Origin of the sequence: Sphingobium sp., assembly GCF_035511395.1 — a bacterium.
GTDB lineage: Bacteria > Pseudomonadota > Alphaproteobacteria > Sphingomonadales > Sphingomonadaceae > Sphingobium.
On record NZ_DATKFP010000302.1, the window covers coordinates 1 to 26,727 of the forward strand.

The 26,727-nt window shown below is 65.4% G+C and carries 25 protein-coding genes and 1 pseudogene; 14 read left to right on the top strand and 12 right to left on the bottom strand.

Translation table 11 applies throughout. The features are described from left to right. From VMR39_RS21165 to VMR39_RS21175, 3 genes are all read left to right on the top strand, one after another. On the top strand, positions 1 to 722 hold a 722-nt coding region (locus VMR39_RS21165; protein ID WP_325418801.1), incomplete at its 5' end, for a hypothetical protein. A 3-nt stretch (positions 723 to 725) separates the two neighbouring features. Next, positions 726 to 2,516 carry a type I secretion system permease/ATPase gene (locus VMR39_RS21170; protein ID WP_325418803.1) on the top strand — a complete coding sequence of 597 codons (1,791 nt, stop codon included), beginning with the start codon at positions 726 to 728 and terminating at the stop codon, positions 2,514 to 2,516. A 5-nt stretch (positions 2,517 to 2,521) separates the two neighbouring features. Beyond that, on the top strand, positions 2,522 to 3,883 hold the full coding sequence (locus tag VMR39_RS21175; RefSeq protein ID WP_325418805.1) for an HlyD family type I secretion periplasmic adaptor subunit: 1,362 nt from the start codon (positions 2,522 to 2,524) through the stop codon (positions 3,881 to 3,883). Between the two features lie 126 nt (positions 3,884 to 4,009). Here the strand turns inward: VMR39_RS21175 and VMR39_RS21180 are convergent. From VMR39_RS21180 to VMR39_RS21195, 4 genes and pseudogenes are all read right to left on the bottom strand, one after another. Next, positions 4,010 to 4,404 (bottom strand): annotated as a pseudogene (locus tag VMR39_RS21180) (tyrosine-type recombinase/integrase); the annotation flags it as partial. A gap of 216 nt (positions 4,405 to 4,620) precedes the next feature. Continuing rightward, positions 4,621 to 5,925: an SPOR domain-containing protein gene (locus VMR39_RS21185; RefSeq protein ID WP_325418807.1), complete on the bottom strand. Its 1,305-nt coding sequence runs from the start codon at positions 5,923 to 5,925 to the stop codon at positions 4,621 to 4,623. A 16-nt stretch (positions 5,926 to 5,941) separates the two neighbouring features. Continuing rightward, a complete protein-coding gene (locus VMR39_RS21190; protein WP_325418809.1) occupies positions 5,942 to 6,484 on the bottom strand; it encodes a hypothetical protein in 543 nt (180 codons plus the stop codon). Between the two features lie 13 nt (positions 6,485 to 6,497). Beyond that, positions 6,498 to 7,220, bottom strand: a complete 723-nt coding sequence (locus VMR39_RS21195; protein WP_325418811.1) for a ParA family protein — start codon at positions 7,218 to 7,220, stop codon at positions 6,498 to 6,500. 193 nt (positions 7,221 to 7,413) lie between these two features. Here VMR39_RS21195 and VMR39_RS21200 point away from each other — a divergent pair, with 193 nt between their 5' ends. Next, a complete protein-coding gene (locus VMR39_RS21200; RefSeq protein WP_325418813.1) occupies positions 7,414 to 8,412 on the top strand; it encodes an SPOR domain-containing protein in 999 nt (332 codons plus the stop codon). A 16-nt stretch (positions 8,413 to 8,428) separates the two neighbouring features. Here the strand turns inward: VMR39_RS21200 and gcvA are convergent, their stop codons facing one another. Then, positions 8,429 to 9,331 (bottom strand): transcriptional regulator GcvA, encoded by a 903-nt coding sequence (gene gcvA, locus VMR39_RS21205; protein ID WP_325418815.1) that lies wholly within the window; start codon positions 9,329 to 9,331, stop codon positions 8,429 to 8,431. Positions 9,332 to 9,417: 86 nt separating this feature from the next. Here gcvA and VMR39_RS21210 point away from each other — a divergent pair, with 86 nt between their 5' ends. The 3 genes from VMR39_RS21210 to purU all read left to right on the top strand — a co-directional run bounded on the left by VMR39_RS21210 (position 9,418) and on the right by purU (position 12,761). Then, a complete protein-coding gene (locus tag VMR39_RS21210; protein WP_325418817.1) occupies positions 9,418 to 10,446 on the top strand; it encodes a 2-oxoadipate dioxygenase/decarboxylase family protein in 1,029 nt (342 codons plus the stop codon). A gap of 5 nt (positions 10,447 to 10,451) precedes the next feature. Beyond that, positions 10,452 to 11,852 carry a succinylglutamate-semialdehyde dehydrogenase gene (astD, locus tag VMR39_RS21215; protein WP_325418847.1) on the top strand — a complete coding sequence of 467 codons (1,401 nt, stop codon included), beginning with the start codon at positions 10,452 to 10,454 and terminating at the stop codon, positions 11,850 to 11,852. Positions 11,853 to 11,921: 69 nt separating this feature from the next. Beyond that, positions 11,922 to 12,761, top strand: a complete 840-nt coding sequence (gene purU, locus VMR39_RS21220; RefSeq protein ID WP_414712568.1) for a formyltetrahydrofolate deformylase — start codon at positions 11,922 to 11,924, stop codon at positions 12,759 to 12,761. A gap of 23 nt (positions 12,762 to 12,784) precedes the next feature. On the opposite strand, the gene VMR39_RS21225 is transcribed toward purU, so the two are convergent. The 6 genes from VMR39_RS21225 to VMR39_RS21250 form a co-directional block, all read right to left on the bottom strand. Further along, on the bottom strand, positions 12,785 to 12,940 hold the full coding sequence (locus tag VMR39_RS21225) for a hypothetical protein (protein WP_325418822.1): 156 nt from the start codon (positions 12,938 to 12,940) through the stop codon (positions 12,785 to 12,787). Between the two features lie 188 nt (positions 12,941 to 13,128). Beyond that, entirely contained in the window at positions 13,129 to 13,512 is a 384-nt protein-coding gene (locus VMR39_RS21230) for a VOC family protein (RefSeq protein WP_325418824.1), read from the bottom strand. Positions 13,513 to 13,894: 382 nt separating this feature from the next. Then, positions 13,895 to 14,110 carry a DUF2093 domain-containing protein gene (locus VMR39_RS21235; protein WP_325418826.1) on the bottom strand — a complete coding sequence of 72 codons (216 nt, stop codon included), beginning with the start codon at positions 14,108 to 14,110 and terminating at the stop codon, positions 13,895 to 13,897. Next, a complete protein-coding gene (locus VMR39_RS21240; protein ID WP_325418828.1) occupies positions 14,110 to 15,513 on the bottom strand; it encodes an NAD(P)H-dependent flavin oxidoreductase in 1,404 nt (467 codons plus the stop codon). The genes VMR39_RS21235 and VMR39_RS21240 overlap by 1 nt, the downstream gene beginning before the upstream one ends. Before the next feature lie 92 nt (positions 15,514 to 15,605). After that, positions 15,606 to 16,763, bottom strand: a complete 1,158-nt coding sequence (locus VMR39_RS21245; RefSeq protein WP_325418830.1) for a glycosyltransferase — start codon at positions 16,761 to 16,763, stop codon at positions 15,606 to 15,608. Then, positions 16,756 to 17,637, bottom strand: a complete 882-nt coding sequence (locus tag VMR39_RS21250) for an alpha/beta hydrolase (RefSeq protein WP_325418831.1) — start codon at positions 17,635 to 17,637, stop codon at positions 16,756 to 16,758. The genes VMR39_RS21245 and VMR39_RS21250 overlap by 8 nt, the downstream gene beginning before the upstream one ends. Positions 17,638 to 17,674: 37 nt before the next feature. On the opposite strand from VMR39_RS21250, the gene VMR39_RS21255 reads away from it, so the two are divergent. From VMR39_RS21255 to VMR39_RS21285, 7 genes are all read left to right on the top strand, one after another. After that, a complete protein-coding gene (locus tag VMR39_RS21255) occupies positions 17,675 to 19,072 on the top strand; it encodes a protein adenylyltransferase SelO family protein (protein ID WP_325418832.1) in 1,398 nt (465 codons plus the stop codon). Positions 19,073 to 19,129: 57 nt separating this feature from the next. After that, the gene (astD, locus tag VMR39_RS21260) at positions 19,130 to 20,563 is read left to right on the top strand and encodes a succinylglutamate-semialdehyde dehydrogenase (RefSeq protein ID WP_325418834.1); all 1,434 of its coding nucleotides are present in this window, start codon (positions 19,130 to 19,132) and stop codon (positions 20,561 to 20,563) included. A gap of 932 nt (positions 20,564 to 21,495) precedes the next feature. Continuing rightward, positions 21,496 to 22,311: a uroporphyrinogen-III C-methyltransferase gene (gene cobA, locus VMR39_RS21265; RefSeq protein WP_325418835.1), complete on the top strand. Its 816-nt coding sequence runs from the start codon at positions 21,496 to 21,498 to the stop codon at positions 22,309 to 22,311. Beyond that, the gene (locus tag VMR39_RS21270; protein ID WP_325418837.1) at positions 22,308 to 22,604 is read left to right on the top strand and encodes a DUF2849 domain-containing protein; all 297 of its coding nucleotides are present in this window, start codon (positions 22,308 to 22,310) and stop codon (positions 22,602 to 22,604) included. Before cobA ends, VMR39_RS21270 begins: the two co-directional genes overlap by 4 nt. 2 nt (positions 22,605 to 22,606) lie before the next feature. Beyond that, positions 22,607 to 24,238, top strand: a complete 1,632-nt coding sequence (locus VMR39_RS21275) for a nitrite/sulfite reductase (RefSeq protein ID WP_325418839.1) — start codon at positions 22,607 to 22,609, stop codon at positions 24,236 to 24,238. After that, the gene (locus VMR39_RS21280) at positions 24,231 to 24,671 is read left to right on the top strand and encodes a DUF934 domain-containing protein (protein ID WP_325418841.1); all 441 of its coding nucleotides are present in this window, start codon (positions 24,231 to 24,233) and stop codon (positions 24,669 to 24,671) included. Before VMR39_RS21275 ends, VMR39_RS21280 begins: the two co-directional genes overlap by 8 nt. Next, positions 24,664 to 25,455: a phosphoadenylyl-sulfate reductase gene (locus VMR39_RS21285; RefSeq protein WP_325418843.1), complete on the top strand. Its 792-nt coding sequence runs from the start codon at positions 24,664 to 24,666 to the stop codon at positions 25,453 to 25,455. Before VMR39_RS21280 ends, VMR39_RS21285 begins: the two co-directional genes overlap by 8 nt. Before the next feature lie 261 nt (positions 25,456 to 25,716). Here VMR39_RS21285 and VMR39_RS21290 read toward each other — a convergent pair. Next, positions 25,717 to 26,727: BRCT domain-containing protein (locus VMR39_RS21290; RefSeq protein ID WP_325418845.1), on the bottom strand; the 1,011-nt coding region annotated here is incomplete at its 5' end.

The following is a 26,727-nucleotide window of genomic DNA, read 5'->3' on the forward strand; positions in this document are numbered from 1 at the left end:
ATGCCGTAGAAGTCACGACGCAGGTGGTGCAGGCGCTCGACAATATCGTTCCTGCTGTGACGGATACACTTGGTGTCGTGCCGCCCCTCGTCGGGAACGCGCTTCCGGTCGCGGGCGAAACCATCGACACGGTGCTCGATCAAGCATCGCCCATCGCGGACGATGTCGTGTCGGACACGACCGACAAGATAAGCGCTGTCGTCGATGGGGTCGACAGGACCGTTGAGCCTGTCACCCAGCTTGTTCAGGAAGTTGCCCTGCCGGCGGCAAGCGGCGTCGTCGCGGATGTAGTCGAGCAGAGTTCCACCCTGGGAAATGCTGTCACGAACAAAGTCGTGCAATCGGCAGTAGCGCCGCTCGATGCGGCAGGTGACGTCGTCGCGCCGATAGCGGACATCGCCAAGGACGTACCATCTCTGGCGATCGAGCATGGCGCGGACACGCTGGGCGATCTTGCGGGCGCCGATCCCCTTGGCGGCGTGACGACGCTTACGAGCCTGGTGAGCGCCGCCGATATTCTGGAAACGCATGATGAGGCACCGCAAGCCACTGGCCTGTTGGTGTTGCAGGATGCGACCGACACGCTTGAAGGGCTGATTGCTGGCGGCGATGACGATCTGGGGGACGGCGGACTGCTGGGCGTAGCGCATCAGGAGGACGGTCTGCTCGACGGACTGACGGACCATGACGAGCATGGCAGTCTTGGACTGGGATTGGGCTGACCTATGACGAAAATGGCAGACAAGGCAGCGATCAAACCAAAGCGCGTGCGCGCTTCTCGCACGCTCGACCCGACCCATCCTGACTATGACGCGCGCGACGAGTTCGCCGCTGCGCTGCGCAATGTGAAGGGGCTGTTGTGGACGGCGGCGGCGTTCAGCGGCGGCGTAAATCTCCTGTTCCTCGCTTCACCGATCTACCTGCTCCAGATCTACCACCGTGTGATCCCGGCCGGCAGCATGGCGACGCTTGCAGGATTAAGCATCGCATTATTGCTGGCGCTGGCGACCATGGCCGTCCTGGATGCGGCCAGAGCCCGGCTCCTTGTACGCGCTGCTGCACGGATCGACAGGCTGCTCTCAGGCCGGGTGTTCCAGGCGATCATCGATCTCTCAGCGCGCAACGGAGCGCCCGCCCGGAATGCTCAGGCGCTCCGCGATCTCGACCAGTTTCGCAGCGCTCTTGCCGGACAGGGCGCGCAGTTCTTTTTCGATGTGCCCTGGATGCCGCTCTTCCTGCTTGTCCTCTTCCTCATCCACCCGCTGCTCGGCGGCGTCGGACTCGTTGGCGGGGCAAGCCTCATGGCGCTTGCCTTCTTCAATGACCGCTCGACCCGTGACGCCGCCAAGGCCGCGCAGGAAGCGGCCACCCGCAGCTATCGCTTCACCGACAGCATCGCGCGCTATGCAGATCCCGTCCACGCCATGGGCATGGACCGCACGCTTGCCGATCGCTGGCGAGCCGACCGGGATGCCATGATGGTCGCACAGGGCGTCGGCAGCGATCGCAGCGCCGATTTCACCTCGGCCATCCGCTTTCTGCGGCTCCTCATGCAGGCCGCGATGCTGGCCGCCGGCGCCTGGCTCGCGGTGCAGAACCTCATCCTGCCGGCGGCGATCTTCGCCGCCAATATGATGCTCGGCCGCGCGCTCGCACCTTTGGAAGTGGCGGTGGGCGGCTGGCGGCAAATCCGGCAGGCCATCGCCGCCGGGCGCCGCGTCCAGAAAATCCTGATCGAAGCACCGGCGCATCAAGACCGGGTCGCGCTGCCTGCGGACGGCATTGATATCTCGATCGAAGGCGTCAGCTTCGTACCAGCGGGCGCCAAGCGCCCTGCCTTGCGCGACATCGATCTGCATGTCGCGGCCGGCGAAGCGATCGGCATCGTGGGCCCCAGCGGCGCGGGCAAGAGCTGCCTTGCCCGCATGATCGTTGCGGCGCGGCTGCCGACGCAGGGTCATGTCCGCATCGGCGGGCTTGAGAGCCGGCACTGGTCGCGCGAGATGCTGGCCCATAATATCGGCTATCTGCCGCAGAATGTAGGCCTCTTTCCCGGCACGCTCCGCGACAACATCTCCCGCTTCAGCGAATGCCTCGACAAGGATGTGGTGGAAGCGGCGCAGCGCGCCAATGTCCATGAAATGATCCTCGACCTGCCAGATGCCTATGAGACACGGGTCGATGAGGGCGGCGCAGGCCTGTCGGGTGGCCAGCGCCAGCGCATCGGTCTTGCCCGCGCCATGTTCGGCTCGCCCCGGCTCCTCGTCCTTGACGAGCCCAACGCCCATCTCGACGCGGATGGCGAGGAAGCGCTTGCCCGTGCGCTCAAGCAATTGAAGGCTGAAGGATCGACGATCATCCTGATCGCCCACCGGCTCAACCCGGTCGCTCATGTCGACCGGGTGGTCGTGATCAACAAGGGCAGTCTCCAGCTCGATGGGCCCCGCGCCCGCATCTTCCGCAAGGTGAAGACCGAACTCATCGAATCCATTGCTCGCGAACCGGTAAAGGCCTGACGATCATGAAGCTCGATTTCCTGACTGGCAGCGCCCATAGCGGCAGCGATGCGGGTAATGGCGGAGGAAAAATAGCGGCTGGCCGCCCGACGACCGTCCCGCGTCATGATCCTGTGCCCGGCGCTCTGGATGATGCGCGTCCGGTGATCCGGGTAGGCCTGGGCGTCGCCATCCTGTTCTTCGGTCTACTGGTCGGCTTTGCCTTGCTGGCGCCGATTTCCGGTGCCTCGCAATCTGTGGGCGAGGTCACGGCGAGCGGTACGCCGATCATTATCCAGCCCGAGCGAGGCGGCGTCATCAACCAATATCAGGTCACAGAAGGTCAGATGGTAGAGGCCGGGCAGCCTCTCGTTCGGCTGAACGGCGTGCGCTCGGCCGCCGAGGCGCAACAGGCGCAGGCCAGGCGCGATGCGCTTCGTGCGCAGCAGACGCGATTGACCGCCGAGCGGGACGGGTCCGAGGCGATTGCCTTCCCGCCCGACCTGATGGCCCGCGCGTCCGATCCGGCCGTTACCTCCGCCATGCAGGCGCAACAGGCAATCTTCGTGCGCCATCGCTCCGTCATGCAAGCCGATCGCCGCATCGCCGATACGCAGCTTGCGACCGCGCAGGCCCAGCGTGTCTCTTCCGCCCGCCAGCTCGCCCTGATCCGTGACGAGCTGGCCAGCGTGCAGACGCTTTATGACAAGGGCTTTGCGCGAAAGTCGCAGCTGCGTGCGCTGCAACGCTCCGCAGCCCAGCTGGAAGCGGACACAAGAAGCGGGGTCGGCGATGTCGAGCGGACCAGTCTTCAGGCGCGGCGCGTGTCCGATGAGCAGGCAATGCAAGTCGCGACCCAGCTTGGCGAGGTAGAAGAACAGCTCGCGCAAGTCGATCCGGCGCTCAAGATCAAGCAATATGATGCGCGGCGCGACCTTCTGCGCAGCCCGGTGGACGGGCGCATTTCCGGGCTGGCGCGGCTGGGCCCGGGATCGGTACTTTCACCCGGCCAGACCGTGATGGAAGTGGTTCCATCGGCCCGCGCCCTGATTGTCGAAACACGCATCAAGCCAACGGACATCGACGATGTCCGGGTAGGAGCGCCTGTCAAACTCAACTTCACGAGCGTGAAACCGAGCGGGCAAACCAGCTTTAATGGCAAAGTGCTGACCCTTTCTCCGGCGCGGGTCAAGGATGGTGAGAAGGGCGAGGATCACTACCGCGCGCAGATCGGGATCGACGACCCGCGGACGCTGATGCAGGCGGGCATTCGACTGCAACCGGGACTTCCCGTGTCCGTCCAAGTCGTGACACGCGATCGGACAGTCTTCGACTATCTTTTCTCGCCGCTGATCGACACGATGCGCACGGGATTTAGGGAGGAATGACCAGAAGGTCGTCTAAACGTGGAATGTCGGCGCGTGACAACGGCAGCCATTCGACACATCGCTGGAGATCGGCAGAAAAGTCCCAGGAGCCCATTGAGTGGCCCCTGGCCAGAGGCAAGGAGCCAACACTTCGGTATTCTCGGCGAGGGCAAGCGCGTCTTCCACGTCGATCCCGAGATAGCGCACCGTATTCTCGATCTTGCTATGACCGAGAAGGATCTGGACGGCACGAAGGTTGCCGGTCGCCCTGTAGATGATCGACGCCTTCGTCCGGCGAAGTGAATGGATGCCATATTCACTTCGCATCAAGCCGACCCCAGTCACCCGTTGATCAACAAGGCGGGCATACTGGCGGGTGCTGAGATGGCCATTGTGATCAACCCGGCTCGGGAAGATGTAATCGTCGACCGTTCCGCCTCGCCGCTCGAGCCATGCCAGCAGACTGGCTCGAGCAACGGGGAGCAGCTGAATTGAACAAGCCGACCGGTTTTCTGCTGCATCACGATCGCGCGCGTTCGGATGCCCGCCACCGACTGCGCCCGCCGGCGCCCCTCCCCGTCCTCAGCGCAACCACAAGAAAAAGCGCGCGAAGCCTTTCGGCCGCGCGCGCCAGTCTGCTTGGGAGAGAGTAGAAACATCGTGCGCAAAAGTGGGAACCGGTTTTGCGCTTGCAACGATGCGAAAACAAAAACCGGAGCGCGCGATTTGCGTCCGATATGACGCAGCGCGATCCGGTATCAGCGTCCGGCGTATTGACGCCCGCGCGTTGCGACCGCCCAGCGCTGCACGGTGGCGTCCGGCGCGGTTTCGCGCACGAAGCACTGGCCGCGCTGCGCCCGGATCGTGCGGCATGCCGTCATGGCATCGGCGCGGCTGGCAAAGCCACTGACCGCCAGGCGATGATAGAGGCGGCCATCGACCGTGGCCTGGCTGGTGAGTACCGGCAGAGCCGCCAAAGACGCGCTGCGCCCCGCCATGCCCATCCATTTTTCCTTGGCCACGGCCGCGCTGTCATAGGCGCCCAGTTGGACCACCCAGTTGCTGGCCTTGTCAGCCGGCTTGAGGAAAGCCGCCTTCTGCACCCGCGCCATCGGCGTTGCGACGGCGCGCTGCGATGCGACAGAGCGGCGGCTATGCTCCTGAACCATGAAGCCGGGGCTGGCCACCGGCACCGGCGTCGCCACCGAAGCGGGCGCCTGCACCGCCGGCCCCGCATCCGCGAACTGCACCGGCTCAACCGACGCAGGCCGCGCTGGTTCGGGCGCGGCAGCAGCCGCCATGTCCACCGGCGTGATTGCCGGCGCGGCGAGCGCGAGCATCGCCGGCTGGCCCTGATCGGCACCGTTGATCGTTACGCCCATCAGCGCGGCAACGCGCTGCGGTGCCAGCGACGGTTCGGCGATCTGCGCCCAGTCGGTGATGCGCGCGTTCGCTTCCCTGGGGTCGAGGTCCATGCCGACCAGCATCCGCGCGTCCTTCCAGCGCCCGGCCAGCGCATAGGCATAGGCCAGATTCTGGCGCGTCCGCGCGGTCGCTGACGGATCATGGATCGCTTCAGACAGGATGCGCACGCCTTCCGGCGCGTCGCCCGCCATCGCCATGGCCAGGCCATAGTCGGACGCGGGCACGGTATCGGCATGAGTGGCGAGCAGGTTGCGCGCGGCATCGGGGCGCCCCTGCGCCACCTGCACCAGCGCCAGGCTGACGATCGTGCGCGCATCGGTGCTGCCCAGCGCCAGCGCGTCGGACAGCGCCGTCTCGGCCGAAGCAAAGCGCCCCGCCAGCACATAGGCGCGGCCCAATATCTGTCGATACTCGCCATTTTGCGGCGCAATCCGGACGGCGGCCTCGGCCGCCTCCACCGCCTTGACGGCATTGCGATCGGCCAGCGCCCTGTTGGCGGTCGCCACATATTTCACCGGATCGCCCCTGGCCGGTGCGATCGCGGCGGACGGACGGAACGCCGACCCGGTGCAGCCGACCATCGTGGTCGCGACCATCAGCGAAGCCAGTGCCGCCCTGCCAAACATCTTGCGGTTCATAAGCCTGATCCTCGCTTCACTTGCCCGCGCGCAAATGCGGCAGCTGTTCGGTCAGCCGGTCCACTTCCGGCAAGCTACCGAGAAAATCGTCGAGCGCCTGCGTCACCATCTGCTGCGCAGAACGGCCGGTCAGCGCGCTCGCCAGCCGCAGCTTCAGATGCCGCTCCGCATCCAGCCGCAGCGTGAAGGCGGCCTTTCGATTGCGTTCGACCTTGGCAGCAGGTGCGGCGACTTCCTGCGTCGCGCCGATCCGTTCGGCCAGTTCCTCGCGGGCGGCCACGACTGCGGGTATCGGGGCCAGCTCGGCTTCCGCCTCCACCAGGCTGACCGGCGTGGTGACGCCCATCGGGGTCAGGCCCAGCGCGACCGGCGGCTGTTCGATCGGAACCGGTTCGGGCTGCACGTCGAAGCCCATGTCGTTCCAGCCCAGATCATCCTGTTGAACAGCGACCACCGTGCGACCAAAGCCCAGCATGGGACGGCGCATGGCCGGCTGGGCCGCGCCCTTGCGGGCGAGCAGACCGGAGGTGAGCGATGCGAGCGGCTTTGCTTCTGCCATGACGTGGCCCTCCTTACTGGCCGATCACGCGGCGACCGAAGCCACCACCGGCAGGGCGCGCGGCGCCCATCGTGCCGACGGTGCCGACGGGAACGGAAAAGACCGTGCGGCGGAAATTCTTCTCAAGCCGGTCGGACACATAGGTCCACAGCGCCTCCACCTCGGCGGCGGAGCGGCCCTTGGGATCGACCTCCATGACGGTGCGGCCGTCGATCATCGACGCGGCGAAATCGGTGCGATGGTGCAGCGTCACCGGCGCGACCGTGCCATGCTGCGACAGGGCCACGGCGGCTTCGGAGGTGATGCGCGCCTTGGGCGTCGCGGCGTTGACGACAAAGATCAGCGGCTTGCCCGCACGCTCGCACAGGTCGACCGTCGCGCCCACCGCGCGCAGATCATGCGGACTGGGGCGGGTCGGCACCACGATCAGCTCAGCGACCGAAATGACGCTCTGGATCGCCATGGTGATGGCAGGCGGCGTGTCGATGACGGCCAGCTTGAAGCCCTGCTGGCGCAATATCTCCAGATCGGCGGCAAGCCGTGCGACCGTAGTCTGGGCGAAGGCAGGAAACTCGGCTTCGCGCTCGTTCCACCAGTCGGCCAGCGATCCCTGCGGGTCGATGTCGATCAGCACGACCGGACCGGCACCAGCGCGCTGCGCCTGTACTGCCAGATGCCCCGACAGGGTGGTCTTGCCCGACCCGCCCTTCTGCGACGCCAACGCCAAAATCCGCACGCATAACCCCCAAGGAAAATCCCAGTTCCTGTAGGAATGCCATATCCGCCGCTAAGATTTGGTTAATCGCCGGATGACCGCGCGTGTCATGATGGCACGACAACGCCATGCGATAGGCTATTCCTTTATGCTAATCGGACTTTAACCTTGTAAGGGCATGAGGGCCGAAACGGATTGCCGCAGGAGCGTGAATATGAAGCCTTTCTGGAGGACGATGGCGACCGGCGCATTGCTGGGCCTGTCCGTGCCGGCGCTCGCCGATGTGAAGACCGGGGTCGATGCCTGGCAGCAGGGCGACTATGCCAAGGCGATCGGGGAATGGCGTCCGCTCGCCGATGCCGGCGATCCCGATGCGCAGTTCAACATGGGCCAGGCCTATAAGCTGGGTCGCGGCGTGCAGGCCGACATGAAGGTCGCGATCGACTGGTATCGCAAGGCCGCCACCCAGGGGCATATGCGCGCCGAGGATAATCTGGGCCTGCTGATGTTCCAGCAGGGCGATCGCGCCGCCGCCATCCCCTATCTGCAACGCGCCGCGATGCGGGGCGAACCGCGCGCGCAATATATTGTCGGCACCGCCCTCTTCAACGGCGATCTGGTCGACAAGGATTGGGTCCGCGCCTATGCGCTGATGACCCGCGCGTCGGCGTCGGGCCTGTCGCAGGCGTCGACCAGCCTTGCCCAGATGGACAAATATATCCCGGAGGACCAGCGCAAGCAGGGCCTCGCCATGGCGGCCAAGATGGAACAGGGCAAGGGCGCCAGCTTCGCCGCGACGGAACCTGAGCCGATCCGCGCCGCGCCTGCGCCCGTGCGCGCGGCGGAGTTGCCCGCCTCCACCCCGCCCAGGCCTGCGTCGCCAGCGCCGAAGTCTTCCGCTCCAAAGCCACAGATCGCGACCGCGCCGCCACCTCCCAAGCCGGCCACGCCAGCCAACGCCCTGCCCAAACCCGCTACATCGGGCGGCTGGCGCGTCCAGCTCGGCGCGTTCGGCGAGGAAGGCAATGCCCGCGCGCTCTGGAACCGCCTGACCGGCAAGGTCAGCGGCCTGTCCGCCTATCAGCTCTATCTGGTGAAGGCCGGCGCCGTCACCCGCGTTCAGGCTGGCCCGATCGCCAGCAGCGTCGACGCCAGCCGCCTCTGCTCCCGCATCAAGGCCGCCGGCGCGGACTGTATGCCGAAGAAGATCTAATTCCCAACTCCGGTCATTATTTGGACAGCCCCGCCTGCTCCAGCATCCAGTCGCGAAACTGCGCGACCGCGGGGCTGGAGAGCGCATCGGGCGGGTAGACGAGATAATAGGCCTGCTCAGTCGACATCGGCCGGGCAAAGGGGATGACCAGAGTCCCCGCCTCCAGTTCGGGCCGGATCAGGAAGCTGGGGATCAGCGCCACCCCCGCCCCCGCCGCCGACGCCTGCGCCAGCATCAGGAAATGCTCGAAGGCCGGCCCGGCCGCCAGCCCGGTTGCATCCACACCCGCCGCCGCCAGCCAGCGCGGCCAGGCGTCGCGGCGCGATGTCTGGCTCAACAAGGGCACATGCAGCAGGTCGGCGGGAGTGCGCAGCGGGTTTACCGCCAGCCATGACGGCGCGCAGACCGGCACCGCCTCCTCGCGGAACAGAAAGTCCATCGCCACGCCGGGCCAGTCCTGCGCGACACCGAAATGGACAGCCGCATCGAAATCCTCATGCCCGAAGTCGAACGGCTGCGACCGGGCGGCGAAATCGATCACCAGATCGGGATGGCGGGCCGTCAGTTGCGGCAGGCGCGGCGCCAGCCAGCGCATCCCGAAACTCGGCAACGTCGCGACCCGCAGCGCCGTCTGCGACGGCCGCGCCGATGCCCGCGCGGTGGCGCGACGAATCGCGTCGAGCGCGGGCAGCAGTTCCTCGGCATAGGCGCGTCCCGCCTCGTTCAAGCGCACCCGCCGCCCGATCCTGTCGAACAAGGGCGTCTGGAGCATATCCTCCAGTTGCGCGATCTGGCGGCTGACCGCGCTCTGCGTCAGGCCGATCTCCTCGCCCGCGCGGGAAAAGCCGCCATGGCGCACCGCCGCCTCGAAAGCGGTCAGCGCGTTCATGGGCGGCAGCCATTTGCGAAAAACGCTCATTCCAAACTCGCATCAGTAGATGACAGGTCGCCATTTTGAAAATCATGACTATCTTGCGATAAGGGCGCTGTCATCTGGAGCATATCATGTCGAATGAGAATATGGGCACGATAGAAAGACTGGTTATCGCCACCCTGGGCGAGGATGTCGCCCGCCAGACGCTGGACATGCTGGCGATCGATCCCGCCCTGCTGGCCGAGCGCGGCGAAACCGTATCGCGCGCCGCATTCGCCATGGCGATGAACGTCGCCCTGTTCGACGATCTGCTGCGCCGGGTGCCGAGCGGGAACGCCTATGTCGCCGACACGCTGGCGCGCGGCGGCAAGGTGCTGTTCGACCATGGCGCGCTCCGCTCGATCCGTTTTCCCGAAGGGCCGACCGGCGCCCTGCCCGGCGGTGAGGACGCCTTCACCCGCATCTTCCTGCCCCTGGGCTATGAAATGGCGGCCATCTATCCGCTCGACAGGCTGAAGATGACCGGCCGCGCCTATCGCCACGTCGACTTTCCCGAAGCGATCCCGCAATTTTTCCTGTCCGAACTCCATGTCGACCGCTTCGACGCCGAGTTCGCCGACGCCGCCGCCCGCATCTTCGGCTCCAGCCGCGACCCGCTGGACGACCGGGCCAAGGCCGTGCTGGCGCAATTTGAAGCCGGGGAGACTGTCCGGATCGCTGACGCGGTCGCCGCCCTGCCGGTCATCCTCTCCGCCTTCGACCGGCAGCATGAGCCACCCGGCTTCGAGGATTATCAACTGCTCCTCTCCCGCTCCAACGAGGCCGCCTGGATCGCGACCGAGGGCAATGGCTTCAACCATGCGACCGACCGGGTGACAGACGTCGCCGCATTGGCGCAGCGACTGAAAGCAGAGGACCGACCGATGAAGGAGAAACTGGAAGTCTCCGCCACCGGCCGGGTGCGCCAGACCGCCTTCCGCGCCGACAGCGTGGAGCGGCTCTTCGCCGATGGCGAGTTGCGGCAGGTGCCCGGCTCCTTCTACGAATTTATCAGCCGTGACATCGATCCGGAAACGGGTCGGCTCGACCTCGCCTTCGACACGGGCAACGCCACCGGCATCTTCGCCATGACCAGCGCTGCGCCGGGTGCGGCACGGTGAGCGCGATGCTACAGTCCTTCGATCCGGCCTCGCGCGAACTGGTCTGGGAAGGGCCGGTCGCGGGCGCGGACGATTGCAACCGCGCCATCGCCACCGCCCGCGCCGCCCTGCCCGGCTGGCGCGCGCTACGGCAAGACGACCGCATCGCCATCGCCCGCCGCTACGCGGAGATATTGGGGATGCGCCGCACCGCGCTCGCCGAACTCATCTCGCGCGAGACGGGCAAGCTGCTCTGGGAAAGCGAAGCCGAAGTCGGATCGATGATCGCCAAGGTCGAGGTGTCGATCAAAGCCCACGCCGAACGCACCGGCGAGCGGTCCGCCGACATGCCGTTCGGCCGCGCGATCCTACGCCATCGCGGCCATGGCGTGATGGCGGTGCTCGGTCCCTATAATTTCCCCGGCCACCTGCCCAACGGCCATATCGTCCCCGCCCTGATCGCGGGCAATGCCGTGGTGTTCAAGCCGTCGGAAATCACCCCCGCCACCGGCGCGGCGATGGCCGACGCCTGGGAAGCCGCCGGCCTGCCCCATGGCCTGCTGACCGTGGTGCAGGGTGGCCGATCGACCGGCGAAGCGCTGGTAGCCGGCGATATCGACGGGCTGCTCTTCACCGGATCGGCTGGTGCCGGCGCGGCGCTGCGTCGCGCACTGGTCGACCGGCCGCACGTCATCATGGCGCTGGAACTGGGCGGCAATAATCCGCTGATCGCCTGGGACAGCCCGGAAGCGGCCGCGTCGATCATCGTCAACTCCGCCTTCATCACCACCGGCCAGCGCTGCTCCTGCGCCCGCCGGCTGATCGTGCCCGAAGGGGCGACCGGCGACGCCATCGTGGAGGCGACAGCCGCCCTCGCGCCCCAACTCCCTATCGCCGCCTGGAACGAACCGGGCGACGCCTTCATGGGACCGCTCGTGTCGGATCAGGCCGCTGCGGCATCGCATCGCGCCGTCAGCGACCTGATCGCGCGCGGTGCGAAGGTCATCCGCCCGTTCGAAGGGGTAGAGGGCCGCAGCGCCGCTTTCGTCACCCCGGCCCTGCTCGACCTGACCGGCGTCGAAGCGCCCGATGCGGAAATTTTCGCACCCGTCCTGTCGATCATCCGTGTGCCGGATTTCGACGCGGCGATCGCTGCCGCCAACGCGACCGCTTTCGGCCTCTCGGCCGGCCTCATTTCGCAGGATGAGGTGCTCTGGCAGCGGGTGGTGGAGGAAAGCCGCGCCGGCGTCGTCAACCGCAACCGCCCCACCACCGGGGCCGCGGGCAACATGCCCTTCGGCGGCCTCGGCGCATCGGGCAATCACCGCCCCAGCGCTTATTATGCCGCCGACTATTGCGCCTATCCCATCGCCAGTTTCGAGGCGGCGGACGTCGCGGCAGTGCCGGTTAACGGCTTGAAGAGCTAGACGGCTTAGGGCAACGGCTGACGATCAACATCGGAGGGGCCGTTGCCAAATCCTGTCGTTCCATCCTGGGTGCTGACCCTGGTTTGCGCCGATCGCGTCGGCATCGTCGCGGCGGTCAGCCAGTTCCTCGCGGCGCGCGGCGGCTTCATCACCGACAGCCAGCAATATGCCGACCGGGAAGCCGACCTCTTCTTCATGCGCGTCGCATTCGAGGCGACCGACGATCGCATCACCGATCTTGACGGGCTGCGCGCCGATTTCGCCGCGATCGGCGAAGAGTTCGCCATGGACTGGTCGCTGACCGCCGCCAGCCATCGGCCCCGGATGCTGATCGCGGTGTCGAAGGGATCGCATTGCCTGGCCGACCTGCTCCATCGCTGGCAGACCGGCACCCTGGCGGTCGACATCATGGGCGTCGTGTCCAACCATCCCGACATGCGCCGCATCACCGAATGGCACGGCATCCCCTATCATGAGCTGCCGCCCAATGGCGAGAAGGCGACGCAGGAAGCCGCACTGCTGGACATCTTCGACCGCAGCCGATCGGACTATCTGATCCTGGCCCGCTACATGCAGGTGCTGTCGGAGGATCTGGTCGAGCGGCTGGCCGGTCGCTGCATCAACATCCACCACAGCTTCCTGCCCGGCTTCAAGGGCGCCCGCCCCTATCACCGCGCCCATGAGCGCGGGGTCAAGCTGATCGGCGCGACCGCCCATTTCGTAACCGCCGACCTCGACGAAGGGCCGATCATCGAACAAGCGGTCGAGCGCGTCGACCATCGCGCCACTCCCGACGACATGATCCGCATCGGCCGCGATATCGAGGCGCAGGTGCTGGCCCGCGCCGTCGGCTGGATCGCCGACCGGCGCGTGCTATTGAATGGCGGCAAGACGATCGTGTTCCGGTAGGAGCGATCCGAACGGAACTCGCTTCAAATCCCCAGCCGCGCCCAGAAATCATCCGCCGCGATCGGGGCGCTGGGCGCAGGCTTGCGCTCCACGCGCGCCCAGGAGGAATGGGGCAGATAGATGTGGCCGTCCGGCTGGGCGAGGCGCGATCGGCGGGTACGGGTAACAAGGCGGGTCATCGTCTTCTCCTCAAGCAAGGGAACACGAAACCTGGCGTGGTCGCTTCGGAACCGTGCGCTTTAGCCGTTGGTGACGCGGAGCAAGCTGACATCCTTCAAAAGCCGCGGAGCGTGAAGCTCGCGACTTTATCTAGCGATTGAATCGAGAATGTCGAAATAGCTTTGCTTGGGCGGATGCCAGCAGGGCTTTATGCGCCCATCTGATGCAGCCCGCACAGCTTGTTGCCGGCAGGATCGCGCAGATAGGCAAGATAGAGCTTGCCGAAGCCGCCTTCCCGCACGCCGGGTGGGTCTTCGCAACTCTTGCCGCCGGCCGCGACGCCTGCCGCATGCCAGGCATCGGTCTGTTCGGGCGAGGACATGGCGAAGCCGATCGTGCCGCCATTGGCGTGGCACGCCGCCTGCCCATCAATCGGACGGGAGATCATGAAGAAAGCGCCGCCATGCACATAGATGACACGGCCCTTGTCGTCGATGAAGCCGGGCTTGCCCCCGATCGCTGCGAACAGCGCGTCGTAAAAGGCTCTGGAGCCGTCAATGTCGTTCGTCCCGACCATGACATGGCTGAACATGCGTTTTCTCCGCGAGCAGATTATTCATTGCCGCACAATGGCGGCGGTTCAGCGCGACACTGAAGGCTGGACACCGTCGGCGACCATGAAGGCCGCCAGAAGAGGGTCAGGAGATGACGCTGTAGAGGAACCAGCCCACGATCAGCAGGCTCGATACGATGCAGACACGATCACCAAAAATGTCGATACGAGACATCAGCAAACATCCTTCCACCCTGGGCGCTTTTCAATCGCCTCTGTGGAAAGATTACATCAGTTTTTACCGTCACGGAACAGCAAAATTGCGTTGCGACAATCCTGCGCCGCTCCGCAAAGCGTCGGCGCAGTTTTTAAAAACATATGTTCCAAACTCAAGGCTTTAGAAGGCGTCACGCAGCCTCTTTCAGCCCTGATCCATGCCTCGGTGCTTCAAAAAGGAACGGGTTGCCTCAGGCGCGCCGCGATAGGCCTCCTGAAATTCGGCGCTCCAATATTTAAGGTCATCCAGATCGATTCGCGCGCCGGATACTGCGCAAAGTACGAACTGCCCCGGCCGCACGATATCGAAATGCGGTGTTTCGTAATGAAGCACCGCCAGCCCCTGAATGTCTGCTGCCATCAGTCGCCCGTCAGGATGCGGTCGACGAGTTGCTTTACGGTCGGCACAAACCCGTTCGAGTAGAAGGGATCCTGCTTGAACCGGTAGGCGGCATGGCCCGCGAACAGCAGATTCTTATCAAGATCGCCGCCATGGACCGATTCCTGGAGCGATTTCTGGATGCAGAAGCTGCGCGGGTCGGCCAGGCGCCCGGTCGAGTTGGTTTCGCTGTCCATCCAGCTGGAGAAGCTGCATTGCGACAGGCAACCCATGCAGTCGGTCTGGTCCTTGCGGATTTCCACCTTCTCTTCCTCGGTCACGAAGACGAGCGTGTTGTCCGGGGTCTTGAGCGCGGAGGTAAAGCCGGCGCCGAACCATTCGCGCGCACGCTGGAGGTCGCCCAGCGTCACCCAGAAATTCTTGCCCTTCACGCCCACGTCGAGCTGGTGGGTATGGTCGCCCGCCTGTTCGGTGCTGAACGGGATCTGACGGTCCGACCGCGCTTCGAGCGAGCGCAGGAAGGGATTGCGGATCGCCGAACTATAAAAGCCCGTGGGCGAGAATTTGTGCAGCAGCACGTCGCCCGGCTCCAGCTGCATCAGCCGGTCCTTCCACGCCTGCGGGATGGGACTTTCCTGCGTCAGCAGCGGACGGGTGCCGAACTGGAACATGATCGAACCCAGTTCCGGATTGTCGATCCAGTCGTTCCAGTCCTTGAGCGCCCAGACGCCGCCGGCCATCACGATCGGCACTTCATCCGAAATACCACCTTCGCGCATCGTGGCGCGCAGGTCGCGGACGCGGGGATAGGGATCCTGCGGCGCGCGCGGATCTTCCGCGTTGGACAGGCCGTTATGACCGCCCGCCAGCCAGGGATCTTCATAGACGACCGCCGCCAGCCATTCCGACGCCTTGGAATAGGCGCGCTTCCACAGCGCGCGGAAGGCGCGGCCGGAAGAGACGATAGGGAGGTAGCTGACATTGTAGGAAGCGGCGATTTCGCTGAGCTTGTAGGGCATGCCCGCGCCGCAGGTGACGCCCGCCACCATGCCCTTGGTCTTTTCCAGGACGCCGTGCAGTACCCGCTGCGCACCGCCCATTTCCCACAGGACGTTGATGTTGATCGCGCCCTTGCCACCGGCAATCTCGAAGGCGCGCTTCACCTGCTCGACCGCACCGTCGATGGCGTAGGCGATCAGTTCCTCATGCCGGTCGCGACGGGTGCGGCCATGATAGATTTGGGGGATGACATTGCCGAAACTGTCATAGCTGTCGGCATTGACCGCCGACACGGTGCCGATGCCGCCGGCCGCCGCCCAGGCGCCCGAGCTGCTATGGTTGGACACGGCAACGCCCTTGCCGCCTTCGACCAGCGGCCAGACTTCACGGCCACCATAGACGATGGGCTTCAACCCCTTGAACAACGACATCTCCTGCACATCCACCCCGGCCCCCTCGACCGGGTAAAAAGCGACCCTATAGCAGCTTTGGCTGTCTATGACGAATTTCGCGCGCCCTAGCGCAAAATCATGGGGCTGGCCAGAGCCTCGCCATAAAGGCGTGAATAGGCGTTTACCATGTCGGCCTCGACATAATCGCGCTGCGCACGCTGCCGGTTGGCGGCACCCAGCCGCATCCGCAGATCGGCGTCGGTCGCCAGCGTCCCCAGCGCCGCCGCCAGCCCCGTCTCGTCCGACACGACGAAGGGCCGGTTTTCCGGCGCGACCATGTTGGCGACATCGCCCACATCCATGGAGGCAGCGGGCACACCGGCGGCCATCGCTTCCACCAGCGAGATCGGGAACTGCTCGCTGTCCGACGACAGGGCGAAAATGTCGAACAGGCCCACGAAGCGCCATGGCCGGTCCATGAAGCCGGCCATATGGATATCGTCCAGCCCCTGCGCAGCGGCCTCCGCCAGGATGGCGTCGCGCTCCGGCCCCTCCCCCACCACGACCAGTTGCAGCCGATCCTTGTGGGCGGCGACGGCGCGGACGAGGCGCGGGATATTCTTGACGGCGCGCAGCCCCGCCAGCGTGCCCACCAGCAGCTTGCCGGGGGCGCGGATCAGGCCGGGGATGGCGTCGGGCGCGGGCGACTGCGCATAGCGGGCGACGTCGATGCCGTTGCGGATCAGGTGCAGCCTGCCAGCCGGTTGCTTCCAGACCGTGCGGGCAATCCCTTCCAGCCGGACCGAAGGCACCACCATAGCGTGCGCGCGCTGAAGCGCGACGCGGCGGAACAGGTTACGCTTGGTCTTCAGCCGCTCCGTCTCGTCCGCGTTGAAGCCATCCTCATGATGGATCAGCGGCGGCAGCCCGGCTGATCCGCCCGCCAGCCCCCCCGCCAGCCGATGCGCCATCACCGCGTCCATCGATCCCCAATTATAGGTGAGGACAAGATCGAACCGCTTGAGAAAGGCGGTGATGACCCGATAACGCGCCAGCCCCGGCTTGCCCGCGAAGGACGGACCATCGGGAAAATCCACTTCGACCGTCGGATCGATCGCGTCGCGCGCGCCCATCGCGGCCGGATCGGCGCTGACGATGCTGTGCCGCGCCCGGCCGCCCCAGATGTTCATCAGCCGAACGGCGCGCGCTTCCTTGCCTCCCAGCGAGAAGCTGCCATGGACGTGGAGAATATGCGGCCCAAGTTGGCCGGAGCCGTCAGCCATGCAGGACGCGCGCCAGCAGCCGGTCGATCGCGGCGGCGCTTTCCGGCTCGTCGAGCGCGGGGGCATGGCCGACATGGGGGATAGTCGCCAGTTCGGCGCTGTCGCCCATCTCCCGCACCATCCGCTCCGCGCTGGCGGCGCTCAGCAGGTCGGACCGCTCGCCACGCAGCAGCAAGGTCGGAATACCGCGGAACGCCTGCATCACCGGCCACATGTCGACGCCCGCCTCGCTGCCCATCGCGCGGATCGGCTCGGCGATCTTCATGTCATAGTCGAGCACGACACGCCCGCCGCTGTTCAGCCGATAGAGCCGCTTGGCCATGGCGAGCCATTGCTCCAGATCGTAGCCGGGATAGACGTCTTCATTATTCTCCGCGAGCGCGCGCGCGGCATGGACCCAGGTCGGGTGCGACTGGCCTACGCCGACATAGGATCGGATGCGCGCCAGCCCCGCTTCGTCCAGCGTCGGCCCGACATCGTTGAGCAGCGCGCCCGCCAGCCAGTCGCGCTGGGTCGCGGCGATGAGCATGGTGATGATCCCGCCCAGCGACGTGCCCACCGCAACGAAGCGGGTAATGGCGAGATCGGCCAGCAAGCGGCTGATATCCTGCAAATAGGTCAGCGGGACATAGGTCATCGCGTCCTTGGCATAGGCGCTTTCGGCACGCCCGCGCATGTCCGGGCAGATCAGCCGCCATTCGCCCGCCAGCCGCCCGGCCAGCGGCTCGAAATCGCGCGCATTGCGGGTCAGCCCCGGCAGGCACAACAGGGGCGGACGCCCGTCATCGCCGCCTGCCCCGTTTCTGGCATAGTCCCGATAATGGAGCCGCAGCCCATCGGGAGACCACCAATATCCGTCCTTGTAGCCGGTCAAGCTTGATCCTTCCGCCCTGGCTCCCCCATATCGCCCTATGAACCAGACGCTGCAAGCCGCCAATTATCGTCCCGCGACCGAAATCGACACGCTGATGCCCGACATCGGCGATCCTGTCGCGGCCGCCGACTTTCCCCAGACCATCCTGCGCTATCGCAACGACCGGGCGGCCGCCTCGGTGGGGCTGGCGGGATTGAGCGACGAGGCATGGACCGCCCATTTCGGCCGTTTTGCGCCACTCGAAGGCAGCCTGCCCCGGCCGCTGGCGCTGCGTTATCATGGCCATCAGTTCCGCCACTATAATCCCGATATCGGCGACGGGCGTGGCTTCCTGTTCGCGCAGTTGCGCGATGCGGGCGGGCGGCTGCTCGACCTGGGCACCAAGGGGTCGGGCCAGACACCCTATAGCCGCTTCGGCGACGGACGGCTGACGCTGAAGGGCAGCGTGCGCGAAATATTGGCGACCGAGATGCTGGAGGCGCTGGGCGTCAACACGTCCAAGACCTTCTCCATCATCGAAACGGGCGAGGCGCTGGAGCGCAATGACGAACCCTCCCCCACCCGCGCGGCGGTGATGGTGCGTTTGAGCCATTCGCATATCCGCATCGGATCGTTCCAGCGCGCGGCTTTCCATGAAGACACCGCGCTGCTGGAAAAGCTGACCGACTATGCACTGACGCGGCTGTATGAAGAGACGCCAGGCGACAATCCCCCCGCGCAGCTGCTCGGCCGGGTGGTGGAGCGCGCCGCCGACCTCGCGGCCAGCTATATGGTCGCGGGTTTCGTCCATGGCGTGCTCAACAGCGACAATATCAATGTGACGGGCGAGAGTTTCGACTATGGCCCTTGGCGCTTCACCCCGCTCTGGGATGCAGGCTTCACCGCCGCCTATTTCGACCATGCCGGCCTCTACGCCTTCGGGCGGCAGGCGGAAGCGATCCATTGGGACGTAGCACAGCTGGCGGTGTCGCTCAGGGCGCTGGTGGAGGCCGAACCGCTGATTGCGCAGCTGGAGCGGTTTCCGGCGCTCTACGGCGAGGCGATGCAGCGGCGTTTCTGCTGGCGGCTGGGCGTCGAGCCGGGCGCCGAACCGGGTCCGATGATCGAGGCGGCGGTGCGCGGCATGGTGACGACGGGCGCAGGGATCGACCGCTTCTTCCACGACTGGCGCGGCGGCGTTGCGCGCGACGGTGCAGCCTATGGCGACGCCGCATGGGCATCCTTCCGTGAAGCGATCGCGGATTTCACCGCTGTGCCGGGGGCAAGGGATCACGCCTATTGGGCGGACGAAGCCCCCTGCTCGATGCACATCGAGGAAGTCGAGGCGATCTGGAGCGCGATTGACGGGCAAGACGACTGGACACCCCTCCACGCCAAGGTCGCCGCGATCCGGCGCATGGGCGAAGCACATGGGGATGGGCCGGGGGTGCCATGACGGCTCCCCGTTCCTCCTCGTCATTCCTTAACCATTTTCCGCCATACCCCCCTGCAAATGGTCGCGCCGCTTACATCCCATGAACCCGCTACCGGCACGCTGCTCTGGCAGGGCGAGCCGGGCGATGTCGATGCAGAGGTGGCGCGCGCCCGTGCCGCCTGGCCGAAATGGGCGGCCCAGCCCATCGCCTACCGGATCGAGACGCTCCGCCGCTTCGTCAATGTCGTGCGCCGCAATGAAGAGGCGCTGGCCGACCTGATCGCGCGCGAAACGGGCAAGCCGCTCTGGGATGCGCGCGACGAAGTCACCGCCGTGATGGCCAAGGTCGACATCAGTGTCGCCGCCTATTCCGAACGCACCGGGCAGCGGCGGCTGGAGGCCAATCTGGGCGCACGCCAGTCGGTACGGCACAAACCCCATGGCGTGATGGCGGTGCTCGGCCCCTATAATCTGCCGGCGCACCTGCCCAATGGCCATATCATTCCTGCTCTGCTGGCCGGCAACGCCGTGGTGTTCAAGCCGTCGGACAAGACGCCCGCCGTCGGCAAAATGCTGGTGAAGCTCTACCATGAGGCGGGCGTGCCGGAGGATGCGGTGCGGCTGCTGGTCGGCGGCGCGGATGTGGGCAAGGCGCTCGCCGCGCACCCGGACGTCGGCGGCATCCTCTTCACCGGGTCGGCGCAGACCGGCATCGCCATCAATCGCCAGTTCGCGGCCCAGCCGTCCAAGATCCTCGCGCTGGAAATGGGCGGCAACAATCCCCTCGTCGTGTGGGACACGCCCGAAATCCACGCCGCCGCCGCAATCGTCATCCAGTCGGCCTTCCTCAGCAGTGGCCAGCGCTGCACCGCCGCCAGCCGGCTGATCGTGAAGGAAAGCCTCGCCGACCAGCTGATCGCGGAGGTCAAGCGGCTGGCCGACCGGCTGATCGTCGACCATCCTCATGCCGATCCCGCCCCCTATATGGGTCCGGTGATCGACAATCAGGCGGCCGATGGCCTGACCGAAAGCTTCCTCTGGCTGATGAGCAATGGCGGCCGGCCGATCAAGCATATGGTGCGCGTGAAGCCGGGCCTGCCCTTCCTGACGCCCGCGATCATCGACGTGACGGGCATGAAGGAACGGCCCGATGTCGAACTGTTCGGCCCGCTGCTCCAGGTCGTGCGCGTAGCCGAGTTCGGCGACGCCATGGCGGAGGCGAACAACAGCCGCTACGGCCTGTCCGCCTCGCTGATCGGCGGATCGCCCGAACATTATAGCCAGTTCTGGTCGAACGTCCGCGCCGGCGTGGTCAACTGGAACCGCCCGACCAACGGCGCGGCGTCCAGCGCCCCCTTCGGCGGCGTCGGCATATCGGGCAATCACCGGCCCAGCGCCTATTATGCGGCCGACTATTGCGCCTATCCGGTGGTGTCGGTGGAGATCGAAACCCCGCGCGCGTCGATCGGCGTTGGGCTGAAGGAAGTCGACGTCAGCGCGATGGGGGATTGAGGGGAACCGGACCAATCGGGCTGCCGGTAACGACCAATGCCGGTCATTAAATCGATTACGGGAGCACCCTGAAAAAGGCCACGCGCAGTCTCTCACGACACAAGGGTTAAGTATTGCTTAATCTGCGCGGAACAGACATTACTTCTTCAGATGAGAGGGGAGAATAAGTTGCGCTACAATGTTTTTGCTTTTGCCGTGATGTTGACGCTTGTGGTTACTACATATCCTACCAGTGCAAATGAAGCCCCATCAGCTGAAACGGTGAAACCAGACCTATGCGCTCTGGCACATAACGCTGAGAAATGCAGAACCTCTTATGCGCAGGCTCACGAAGATCGCCAGATTCTCGGCCATTGCCTTCGTAAGGCAGCCGATCAGCTTGCTTTGTCTGCTAATACAATGAACCAAAATTTTGTCTATTTCACAGAGTTATGCAGCGACGAAAGGGGGCGGTGCGTTTCCGCTATGATGCAGGCTCAGATATCTCGATCCCCTAGATCAACTCCGTGGGACACTAGGCAGGCATGGTCAATGGCGATGTCAAATGCTGAATCCAGGTGCGATGATCAGTTCGAGGCCATTGCTGCAAGGACTATTGGCCCGCGCGAAATTCAATACTGAGCCACTCTTGTTCAATTTGCACATTGGATAGCTATTAGTCCGTAAACCAGCTTTTTGACCTGCAAGCTGCCAGTCTGCTTCCACCCCTATTCGTCATTCCCGCGACCCGAAGGGCGGCCGCAGGCCAACGCGGGAACCCATCTCCCGACGTCACCTCAAACGCAGCGCCGAGGAGATGCATCCGCGCATCCGCAGGGATGACGGAACGTTGGATCGAGGCATCACGTCCCACCTACGCAAAAACATTTCCTAATCCCCGCCATACCCATTCTGAATTGAACTCGCGCGGCGCATTCGCCATGTGGGCGACCATGGCTGAACATGCACCTGCAACCGTCCATCTGGTCGGCGCCGGACCGGGTGATCCGGACCTGTTGACGCTCAAGGCCGCGCGCCTGATCGGCAGCGCGGACGTGATCGTGCATGACGGGCTGGTGTCGGACGCCATCCTCGCCCTCGCCTCGCCGCACGCCGAACGCATCTCCGTCGCCAAGCAGCGCAGCCGCCACTCCATGCCGCAGGACGGGATCAACGCCCTCCTCGTCGACCTCGCCCGCGAAGGGCGCAGCGTCGTGCGGCTGAAGGGCGGCGATCCCTTCATCTTCGGTCGGGGCGGCGAGGAAGTCGATGCCTGCCGCGCCGCCGGCGTGCCGGTGGAAGTCGTGCCGGGCATCAGCGCCGCGATCGGCAGCGCGGCCGCCGCCCAGCTCCCCCTCACCCATCGCGAGGCGTCGAGCGCGGTCAGCTTCGTCGCCGGCCAGTGCAAGGGGCTGACGACACAGGACTGGTCCGGCCTTGCGGGAAAAGGGCGCACGCTCGTCATCTATATGGGCGTCGCGACCGCCGCCGACATCGCCGACAAGCTGATCGCCGACGGCGTGTCGCCGGCGCTGCCCGTGGCGGTGCTGGAGAACGGCACGCGCGCCGACATGCGGACGCTGCGCACCCTGCTCGCCGATCTGGGCGACATGGTGGCGCGGGAACAGGTGGTCAGCCCGGCGCTGATCGTGGTCGGCGAAGTCGCCGCCCATGCGCTGGCGCAGGACGCGCTGATCGCCTATCGCGACGCGGTACAGGCTATGGAAGGTTCGGCAACGACCGGACCGGATGGGAATAGGGTAGAATGAAGATACTGACGGGCAATGACCTGGTGAGCGGCGACGTCATCTGGTGGGCGGGCGACGGCTGGTCGCGGCAGGTCGGCGACAGCGTCGATGTCGGCGACCATGGCGACGACCTCGCCCGCACCGAGGAAGCCGCGCTGCGCGTCGTGGGCGCCTATGTGATCGATGCGACCGTCACCGACGAAGGCGTGCGCCCGGCCCATATCAAGGACCGCATCCGCGCGCTCGGCCCGACGGTACGTCCCGACCTGAACCTCAAACCGAATGATGCCGACGCCGGCAACTGGGTGATCTGACCATGTATCGCTATGACAGCTACGACCAGTCCATCGTCGACGCCCGCGTCGAGGAGTTTCGCGATCAGGTGCAGCGTCGCCTGACCGGCGCGCTGACCGAGGACCAGTTCAAGCCGCTGCGGCTGATGAACGGCCTCTATCTCCAGCTGCACGCCTATATGCTGCGCGTCGCCATCCCCTATGGCACGTTGTCGGGCAAGCAGATGCGCAAGCTGGGCGAGATCGCGGCCAAGTATGACAAGGGCTATGGCCACTTCACCACGCGCCAGAACCTCCAGTACAACTGGATCAAGCTGGCCGATGCGCCCGACATCCTCGCCGAACTGGCGACGGTGGAAATGCATGCCATCCAGACCAGCGGCAACTGCATCCGCAATATCAGTTCGGACCAATATGCGGGCGTCAGCGCCGACGAGGTGGCGGACCCCCGCCCCTGGGCCGAGCTGCTGCGCCAATGGTCAAGCTTCCACCCGGAATTCACCTATCTGCCGCGCAAGTTCAAGATCGCGGTGATCGCCTCGGACGACGATCGCGCGGCGATGCGCCTGCATGATATCGGCCTGAAGCTGGTGTCGAAGGACGGTGTCATCGGCGCCGAAGTCTATGCCGGCGGCGGCATGGGCCGGACCCCGATGGTCGCGCCGCAGATCCGCGACTTTGTGCCGGAGGAGGAGATCGTCTCCTATCTGGAAGCGTGCCTGCGCGTCTATAATCGCTACGGCCGCCGCGACAACAAATACAAGGCCCGCATCAAGATCCTGGTCCACGAAATTGGCGTCGAGGAATATAAGCGCCAGGTCGAGGAAGAGTTCGCCCATATGCGCGAACTGGGCCTCAACCCGCCGACCGAGGAGCTGGACCGCATCCGCGCCTTCTTCGCCGCGCCCGCCTATGAAAGCGGCCTGAGCGAGGACATCGACCGCGCCGATCCGGCCTTTGCTCTATGGGTCGACCGTCAGGTCGCGGCGCACAAGGCGCCCGGCTATGCGATCGTCAATATCAGCCTGAAGCCGCTGACCGGCATCCCCGGCGACGCGTCGGCGGAACAGATCGAACTGGTCGCCAGCCTTGCCGAGCAATATTCGCTCGACGAACTGCGCGTCACCCATGCGCAGAATCTCGTCCTGCCGCATGTGAAGAAGGCCGATCTTTTCGCTATCTGGCAGAAGCTGGACGAAGCGGGGCTGGCCGAGGCCAATCTCGATCTGATCACCGACATCATCGCCTGCCCCGGCCTCGATTATTGCGCGCTCGCCAATGCCCGCTCGATCCCGCTGGCGCAGAAGATCGCGCAGCGCTTCGCCGACAATGAACGGCAGGCGGAACTGGGCGAGCTGAAGCTGAAGATCAGCGGCTGCATCAATGCCTGCGGCCATCATCATGCCGGCCATATCGGCATTTTGGGCGTGGACCGGAAGGGCGTGGAGAATTTCCAGTTGCTGCTCGGCGGATCAGGCGCGGAGGATGCGAGCCTCGGCCAGATCACCGGCCCCGGCTTCTCCGAGGACGGCGTGGTCGACGCGATCGAGAAGGTCACGGACATTTATCTGGCCGAACGTACCGACGGGGAGCGTTTCCTCGACACCTATCGCCGCATCGGCATGAAGCCCTTCAAGGAGGCGATCTATGGTTGAGTTCCTGTCCTTCCGCGATGGCGAAGCCGCGCAGGAACCGGCCGTCACGGTCGAATCCTTCACCGGCCAGTCGAACTCGACCGCTGTCCGCATCGAAGCGGGCGAAGATGCGCGCGAACTGCTGCCCTTCCTTGATCGGCTGTCGCTGGTCGAGGTGAACTTCCCGGCCTATGGCGACGGCCGCGGCTATTCCGCCGCCCGCATCCTGCGCGAATCGGGCTATCAGGGCGAACTGCGCGCGGTGGGCGATGTGCTGGTCGACCAGATCAATGCCATGCGCCGCTGCGGCTTCGACAGTTTCCACCCCGCAAAGCCGCTGGATGACGCCGCCGTGGAGCGCGCGCTCAATCGCTATGCCGACGTCTATCAGAAGACGATCGATGGCCGCCAGCCCGTCTGGGCGAAACGGCATCCGGAGAAAATTGATGGCTGAACCTGTCCGCCAGATCGACATGATCGACGCCCGCCCCGCCTTTACCCAGGGGCAAGCCGACGCGCTCAACGCGCGGTTCGAGGGCGTCGATACGCTGTCCATGCTCAAGACCGTGTTCGCAGAAGGCCTCGCCGGCAATGTCGCCGTCGTCTCCTCCTTCGGCACGGAAAGCGCGGTGCTGCTCGATCTGGTGGCGAAGGCGGACAAGAACGTGCCGGTGATCTTCGTCGATACGCTCAAGATGTTCGCCGAAACGCTCCACTATCGCGACACGCTCATCGCACGGATGGGCTTCACCGACAGCCGCACCGTCGCGCCGATCGCGGACGTGATCGCGCAGAAGGACGAAACCGGCCTGCGCTGGTCCTACGACCCGGACGGTTGCTGCGAAATCCGCAAGGTCGAGCCGATGAAGCGCGCCAAGGACGGCCTCGACGCCTGGATTTCGGGCCGCAAGGCGTTCCAGTCGGTGACGCGCCAGAACCTGCCCCGCTTCGAGGTGGAAGACGGCCGACTGAAGCTCAACCCGCTGGGCGACTGGACCAAGACCGATCTGGAAGCCTATTTCGACCGCGAGAACCTGCCCCGCCATCCGCTGGAGGCGCAAGGCTATCTGTCGATCGGCTGCGAACCCTGCACGTCCAAGGTGCTGCCGGGCGAAGACCCGCGCGCGGGCCGCTGGCGCGGCTGGGACAAGGTGGAATGCGGCATCCATTCGCCGGTCTCGCCGATCCCGGTGCCGGTCGTCGATCCGGAAGATCCGGCGAACATGCCGGTGTTCTGAGGAGCCAGCGCCATCCCGCTTTTGGGTTCACGCGGAGGCGCGGAGACGCGGAGGGAATTTGGGAAAGGTCGCTTCTGGCGACCTTTCTTTTTGCGCGCAGAAGCGCAGAGAGCGCAGTTTTTTTTCGAGAGCCGCTGCGCGGCATGACTCACGGCCGCAGGCCACTCAAACAATCTCCGCGCCTCCGCGTCTCCGCGCGAACAGATCTTCTTCTTTGCGCCTTTGCGCGAAAAACGGTCGGCCCAACTGCCGGAACTGAGCCTACCCCGCCGCCTTCACGATCTCCGCCCATGCCTCTTCGGTTATGACTTCGATGCCGAGTGCGCTTGCCTGCTTGAGCTTGCTGCCCGCCCCCGGCCCGGCCACGACCAGATCGGTCTTGGCGCTCACCGATCCCGCCGCTTTCGCGCCCAGCCGTTCAGCCTGCGCCTTCGCCTCGTCGCGGCTCATGGTTTCCAGCTTGCCGGTGAAGACCACGGTCTTGCCCGTCACCGCGCTCGCGGTCGTCTCCACCACATAATCGGGCGGCGAAACCTCCCCTGGCCGGCCCTCCCGCCCCACAAGATCGTCCCACGCCTCCACATTATGCGGTTCATGGAAAAAGTCCGCGAGCGCATGACCGACCGCCGCGCCGACATTCTCCACGCCGATATGCTCGGCGATCGCCTTGTCGCGCTTCGCCTGAGTCTCCGCCGGGTCGGCAGCGTCGCGCATCGCGATGATCTCCTGCGCCAGCGCACGGACAGCGGGCAGCGTCGTGTAGCGCTTGAGCAAGTCGCGCGCCGTCACCGCGCCGACATGACGGATGCCGAGGCCGAAGAGCAGCCGCGCCGCGTCGGGCGCGCGCTTCGCCTCGATCGCGGCAAGAAGGTTGTCGACCGACTTTTCCTTCCATCCCTCACGCCCCAGCAGGTCCGACCCATGTTTCTTCAGACGGAAGATGTCGGCCGGTTCCTTGATCCAGCCGAGGTCCAGAAATTCCTGAATCGACTTTTCGCCCAGCCCCTCGATATCCAGCGCCGCGCGGCTGACGAAGTGGTGCAACCGCTCGAATCGCTGCGCCGGGCAGATCAGGCCGCCGGTGCAACGGAAATCGACCTCTTCCTCCTCGCGTACCGCTTCGGACTGGCAGACCGGGCAATGGGTCGGGAAAGGAAAGGGTTCGCGCACCTCATCACGGGTGAGATTGTCGACCACCTGCGGGATCACGTCGCCTGCGCGCTGCACCACGATACGGTCGCCGGGACGGACGCCGAGGCGAGCGATCTCGTC